The sequence below is a fragment of the Sphingomonas sp. DC1600-2 genome, assembly GCF_049897605.1.
Lineage (GTDB): Bacteria > Pseudomonadota > Alphaproteobacteria > Sphingomonadales > Sphingomonadaceae > Sphingomonas.
On the sequence record NZ_JAFCWO010000031.1, the window covers coordinates 1 to 6076 of the forward strand.

General features: G+C 59.9%; 6 protein-coding genes. 2 read left to right on the top strand and 4 right to left on the bottom strand.

Features of this window, described 5'->3' with window-relative positions:
- From ACP7BL_RS17565 to ACP7BL_RS17580, 4 genes are all read right to left on the bottom strand, one after another.
- The coding region (locus tag ACP7BL_RS17565) for a Tn3 family transposase (protein WP_426258911.1) at window positions 1–2380 on the bottom strand (2380 nt) is incomplete at its 3' end.
- 91 nt (window positions 2381–2471) lie between these two features.
- Window positions 2472–3890 carry a mercury(II) reductase gene (gene merA, locus ACP7BL_RS17570; RefSeq protein WP_004213247.1) on the bottom strand — a complete coding sequence of 473 codons (1419 nt, stop codon included), beginning with the start codon at window positions 3888–3890 and terminating at the stop codon, window positions 2472–2474.
- A 37-nt stretch (window positions 3891–3927) separates the two neighbouring features.
- On the bottom strand, window positions 3928–4257 hold the full coding sequence (locus ACP7BL_RS17575; protein ID WP_004213249.1) for a heavy-metal-associated domain-containing protein: 330 nt from the start codon (window positions 4255–4257) through the stop codon (window positions 3928–3930).
- A gap of 12 nt (window positions 4258–4269) precedes the next feature.
- On the bottom strand, window positions 4270–4665 hold the full coding sequence (locus ACP7BL_RS17580) for a mercuric transporter MerT family protein (RefSeq protein ID WP_014072602.1): 396 nt from the start codon (window positions 4663–4665) through the stop codon (window positions 4270–4272).
- A 76-nt stretch (window positions 4666–4741) separates the two neighbouring features.
- On the opposite strand from ACP7BL_RS17580, the gene ACP7BL_RS17585 reads away from it, so the two are divergent.
- Both ACP7BL_RS17585 and ACP7BL_RS17590 read left to right on the top strand, forming a co-directional pair.
- Window positions 4742–5164: a MerR family transcriptional regulator gene (locus ACP7BL_RS17585; protein WP_014072603.1), complete on the top strand. Its 423-nt coding sequence runs from the start codon at window positions 4742–4744 to the stop codon at window positions 5162–5164.
- 170 nt (window positions 5165–5334) lie between these two features.
- Entirely contained in the window at window positions 5335–5895 is a 561-nt protein-coding gene (locus ACP7BL_RS17590; RefSeq protein ID WP_004213255.1) for a recombinase family protein, read from the top strand.
- Window positions 5896–6076: the final 181 nt, after the last annotated feature.

Here is a 6076-nt window from a genome sequence, read left to right on the forward strand (position 1 = left end):
AGAGGGCCGCCCGAGCGGCTATGCTTGACCACAAACATGGCCCGCCTCCTTCACGGAAATGGCAGCTGCGCGATGGTAGCACAGGCAACCTGCCGCGTCGCCAAGCTGTCCACATAACGGTGGCGCCGCCGGTATCGGTATAGTGCTCATGCAACGGAAGGTTGCCGGCGCCCAGGACAAGCCCGTCGAGCACGTAAGGCGCTTCACCTGCCGTCGCGGACATGATCCGTGATCCGAATGATGCGAAGTGATCGGAAAGGTGAGAATAGATTTTCACGCCAGGTTCGGCGCCATATTTGGCATTGACGTCCGCCGCCCCTGAACGGCTCCGCCCCGACCGGAAGAACTGGCCATCGGACGACGAACTGGTGCCAGCGCCCCAATGCCGCGCGAAGGGTAATTCGTGATGGGCTGAGATGATCATGGCCAGCGCGGCCTGATAGTTCTCGGGTGAAAGATACCAGTTGTGGGTCCATGCGAGTTGGGCATAGCTGACGCCTTCGCTGGCATTGGCCATCCGCTCCAGCCCGAGGTTGGTGCCATCAGCCAGAATTGCGGCGAGTACCGTGCTGGGGTTGTCGTGCTCCTTGCCTGAGCGCAGGTCACGGAATGCGTTCAAAAAACCAGTGCGTTCGGCGACTTCAAGCAGCAGCTCGGTGATGCGCACGCGGGGAAGCAGGGTATCGAGCTTGCGATCGAGGGCTTCAGCTTCCGGTGGGGTGACAGGCGGCATTTGCTGAAGCTTGAGCCGGTCTCGTTCGAGCGACACTCCCTCAAGCTTGTTTGTTTTCAACTGCTTGGCAAATCGGCGCAGCCGCCAGTCAAGATTTCGTGCCCGGTCAGCGAGGTAGGATGCAGCATTTGAATCGAACGGAAGCACATCCGCCACTTTGGCGGCGTCGCGCCGACCCAGCAAATAGGCATCGAAGCGCTGATAGTTGCGGGTTCCCTCGATCCATACATCACCGGCGCGCAAACGATCACGCAAGGTTGCCATGATCGCAATTTCATAACGTCGGCGGTCGATACGGCCGCTTTCGGTGATGAGACGCTTCCACTGCCGATTGGGGAATGGCAGTGGAACGCCATCGGGAAGGTCGCGCGACTTTCGTGTGTTCGCATCGCGAATGACATCGATGGCTTTGATCAGTGCCGTCCCTGTTCCAGACGCCTTGAAGGTGAAGGCGTCCAGAAATGCCGGGCTGAAACGCCGTAGCGTGGCGTAACGCTCGGTTGCCGTTACCAGTGCGTCCTCGCCGGCAAGATCAGCAAGGGCATCTACTTGGGCCTTTGCCGCAACAAGCCGGTGCCAGCCCACCGCTTCGTCAATCAATTCGAGCGGATCGCCGCCATTCTGGACAGCCTCATCAAGTGCTGTAATCGTGGCGCCAAACAGCCGCATGAGTTGCCCCACCGACTGAATACTATCTTGGTAGCGACGCTCGCGCCCACGCCGCGCGCGCGTGAACATGCCGCCGATAAGTCGGTCAAACATTTGGATCGCGGCATCGGCAAGTCTGGCCTCAAGGTCGATCACTGCGGCCGTCAACGTCGCCCGCCTGCGATTGACGCTGTAATCCGAAAGCAGGAATGCCGGTGCCACGCCGCCCTCGCGGACAAATTGGGCAAAGCGGAATTCCGGAATGGCGCCCCCAACTACCGGGTGGATACCTATGCCGCGAACATAGCGCAGGCGCTCAAGCAAGCCATTGATATTGGCCGCAGTCGGGGCTTCTTCGAAATTACGCAACCACGCCAGCGGTGTCATGCCGAAATCCGGGTTGTTGATTACGAGTTCGTCTAGCCGTGTCAGTTCAGCAGAGCTGAGGCCTTCGACGATTGCGGCTGCGGCAGCTTTGCGTGCGCGTGCCCGGCCAGCAAGACCGGCGCGTTCCAGTGTGTCGCCTGACGGAAGAATGAACCGCTCACCCTTCAGGCCAACCATGAGGGCGCGAACAATCGGTTCACCTCTGTCTGTATACTCGGCGGCTTGCGCGGCAAGATTCAGGGCAAGTGCCAGGTCGCCGCGTCGAAACGGGCGTATGCCAAGATAACGCGCCACGAGATCGGCATGATCGGTACGGGTTTGCGCGCGCTGACCATATGCAGAGAAGGAGGAAGGATCGACGAATAACTGTGCCGCGAGGTACTGAAGAATGACGTCGGGAAGCCCGATCTCGGGTTGCAGACCAAAGCCGGGATGTCGCATCAAAGCGATTTGTGCAGCCAGACCGAGGCGATTTGCTGGACCATAGCGGCGCCCAACCAATTCAACATCTTCCGCAGAAAGGGTATAATGCCCAATGATCGCGGTTTCTTGGACAGGAGGATCGAACAGGCGCCGGCGCTCGTCTCCGGTCAGAAGTCGGCGTCGTGCCATTTTGCTCTCCCGCTGAGGCGAATAACAAAATTGACACCAAAGCGGCTTGCACTGGAGGGAGGCCATTCGTTGCCGGTTGATCCCCGAGCAATCACCCGGCGCAGCAAGACAGTTTGGCGACATCCTTATCAAACGTTTGGGCCGCCAGTTTGAGGCCTTCCACAGTGGTCAGGTAAGGAAATATCGTTGCACCCAATTCCAGGGTGGTCATGCCGTGTTTGATCGCCAGCACCAGTGTCTGGATCGAATCCGCGCCTTCGGGTGCCATGATCTGGCCGCCCAGCAAACGGTCGTTCGCCTTGTCGGCAATCAGTTTGATGAGACCCCGCGTATCGCGTGCTGCCAGTGCCCTTGGCACAGCATCGAGCGGGAGCAGCGAAACCTTGATGTCCAGGCCTTGCGCCCGTGCTGTCGTTTCAGTGAGGCCGGCGCTGGCGACTTGCGGGTCGGTGAAGACGACGGATGGCATGGAGGAATTGTCGTAGCGGTATTGGTTGCCCGTCACCGCGTTGCGCGCGGCCAGTTTTGCGCCATAGGCGGCCATGTAGACGAACTGGTCCCGTCCCGTTACATCGCCCGCCGCGTAAATGCCTGGAACCGACGTTTCGAGGTGGTCATCGACGACGATTCCACCATTACGGGCAAGCACTATGCCGCGCTCCTCCAGCCCAAGCCCGTCGCTATTGGGTCGGCGTCCGGTGGCGATGAGCACCTGTTCCGCCGCGACGGTGTCACAATGCCCCTCGCAGGTCAATTCGACCCCGCTCTGTGTTTGGGCGATACGCTGATAGCCGACACCTGCGCAAACCCGCACGCCCTCGGCTTCCAAATAGTTTTTCAGCGCGGCACTCACTTCCGGGTCCATTTCGGGGAGCAGGCGGCTTCGGCAGCAGATGGTGACATCAACGCCCAGACGCGAAAACATCTGTCCCAGTTCTACCCCGATCACCCCGCCACCGATCACCAGCAGCGATTTGGGCAAGCGATCCAGCGCCAGCGCCGATGTGCTGGTTAGGTAGGGCACGCTGTCCATCCCCGGAATCGGCGGCACGGCGGCGTGCGCACCCATCGCCAATATGACCTTGCCGACCTTCATGGGCGCATCGCCGACAATCAGCGCACCATCGGCAAAGCGTGCCTTGCCCTCGATATAGCTCACACCGTCATAGGCGGGCAGCAGATCGACATATTTTTTTTGGCGCAGCGTCGTGACAAGATCGTCCTTCGACGCCGCCAATACGGACCAGTCATCCATCTGGACAGCGCCCCCAAGGCCGGGAAAGCGCGCGGCGGCAAGCCCACCATGCACCGCTTCGGCGGCGCGGATCAGCGTCTTGGAAGGAACGCAGCCAACATTGACACAGGTGCCGCCAATCGTGCCGTGACCGACGAGCGCCACTTTCGCGCCCAGATCGGCAGCGGCGATCGCGGCGGAGAACCCGGCAGAACCCGCGCCGATGACGGCCACGTCAAATCCTTCCTGCCCGGGGCGGTTGCAACAGTCGTTCATTGCTTATCGCTTTCTTGAGGCGCTGGCGGCGCCCCGCTCAGTTTTGAATAGCGCGCGCCGGATAACCCGCGTTGGTTGATGCAGCGGCAATCGCAGCAGCATTGGTGCGGCGCGGGTTATAGGTTGCGCGCGCGGTCTTGGCTGCGAAATCGACCGTGACCGCCGTTACCCCGGCGACGCCTTCCATCGCCTTCTTCACGGTGATCGGGCAGGTGGCGCAGGTCATGTTCTCTATGGCAAAGGTGGTTTGCTTCTGAGCGGTTGCGGTAGCCGCGGGGCGATCTTGCGCCGTGCCACTAACTGCATAGGCGACCCCGCCGCCAGCCATAGCCAGCACGGCCATAGCGATACATACTGTCTTTTTCATGGGTATTTCCTTTCAATAGAACCAGGGTGCCCACCAGTCGATGGTGAGCGCCAGGATGGCGACGGCAAGGCCCAGCCACAGCACCGCCTTGGTGGTCCAAGCCGATTGTGGACGAGCGCAGTAGGAACCGTCTTCACAGGGCGGTTTCGGCTTGAAATAGACATGCCAGAAGCCGTAGCCGAGCAGCGCGAGCGTTACGCCTGCGACATAGGGCTTGTAAGGTTCGAGCGCCGTCAGGTTGGCGATCCACGCGCCGGAAATTCCGAGCATAACCAACAGTAGCGGGACGACGCAGCAAGCCGAGGCGAGCCCCGCGCCGATCAATGCGCCCGCCGCAACCCAGTTTGCCTGCTTCGGCTCGTGGTTTTCGGTGAGGGCTGGCTGTCCCGCTTCCGGCGTTGAGACCATGGCTTGAATCCCTTGTTCCAACTGAGTGATTCGCAGTGTAGGCTCTGTAGCCACTACAGACTCAAGAGGTATTTTCATGGAGCAACAGGTCGGCATCTTGCGTGCCCAGCTTGCCCGGAAAACAGGCTGCAATCTCGAAACCATCCGCTATTACGAGAAGGTGGGATTGCTGCCGGGGCCGCCTCGCAGTTCCAACGGCTACCGCGTCTATTCGCCGGAACTGGTGCAAAGGTTGCAGTTCATCCTGCGCGCGCGCGACCTTGGCTATGCAATGGATGAGATACGGTCATTGTTGTCGCTCACCGATACCGGTGCACAAACCTGCGCGGAGGTTATGGCGAGAACCGAACTCCACCTTGAAGATGTCCGCCGCCGCATTGCAGATTTGCAGAAGATAGAGGTGACGCTGGCGACCACGTTAGCCAGATGCACTGGAGATGACGTTGCCGAATGTCCCATCCTGGAAGCACTCCAGTTTTTACCCCATCAAGGCAATTGACGCCATCTTTGAGGGATTTGATTTCGTGATGTCAGCTTGGAGTATAGCCTAACTGGACGTCAGGGCGGTACTGCGGTTTCTGTCAGATTAGGGTGATAAACGGAATTTGTTGACGAATTTCGTTACGTATCATAGATTTCAACCTGACATTTTGATGGAGAGAGTGCGCAGTGAAGGGGCAACGGATCGGCTATGTCCGGGTCAGCACGTTCGATCAGAATGTGGATCGCCAATTGGAAGGTCAGTCGCTCGATCGGACCTTCACCGACAAGGCATCGGGCAAGGACGTCAACCGCCCCCAGCTTGAGGCTCTGCTCACTTTCGCCCGCGAAGGCGATACCGTCGTCGTCCACAGCATGGATCGGTTGGCCCGCAATCTGGATGACCTGCGCAAGCTGGTCCAGGGCCTCACCAAGCGAGGTATCCGGATCGAGTTTGAGAAGGAAAGCCTGTCCTTCTCGGGGGAGGACTCCCCGATGGCCAATCTGATGCTCTCGGTCATGGGTGCGTTTGCTGAGTTCGAGCGCGCTCTGATCCGCGAACGGCAACGCGAAGGCATTGCGATCGCTCGGCAGCGCGGCGCCTATCGGGGGCGGAAACGGTCGCTCTCGGATGAGATGATTGCCGATCTGCACCGCCGCGTTGCCGCCGGTGAACGCAAGGCGACCATAGCGCGCGACATGGGCATCAGCCGCGAAACCCTCTACCAGTACCTTCGCGCCGCTGCCTGACACCAATGTTCACATTATGTCCGGAAAATCGTTGTTCAGCGTACAAAGCTTGAGGTGACGCCTACTGCGTATCCGCGACCTTCCGTCCAAACGGCTGTACGTGTTCGATCCCGCCGACACGCCGAGCGAACTGCGCCCGCTGGTGGGCGGTAAGGCACGCGACGCACTGATCGTGTCCAAC

Bases quoted from the DNA above. Each gene is read 5' to 3' on its own strand.
- ACP7BL_RS17585 (WP_014072603.1), top strand. From the start codon at position 4,742: ATGGAGCAACAGGTCGGCATCTTGCGTGCCCAGCTTGCCCGGAAAACA.
- merA (WP_004213247.1), bottom strand. From the start codon at position 3,890: ATGAACGACTGTTGCAACCGCCCCGGGCAGGAAGGATTTGACGTGGCC.
- ACP7BL_RS17580 (WP_014072602.1), bottom strand. From the start codon at position 4,665: ATGGTCTCAACGCCGGAAGCGGGACAGCCAGCCCTCACCGAAAACCAC.
- ACP7BL_RS17575 (WP_004213249.1), bottom strand. From the start codon at position 4,257: ATGAAAAAGACAGTATGTATCGCTATGGCCGTGCTGGCTATGGCTGGC.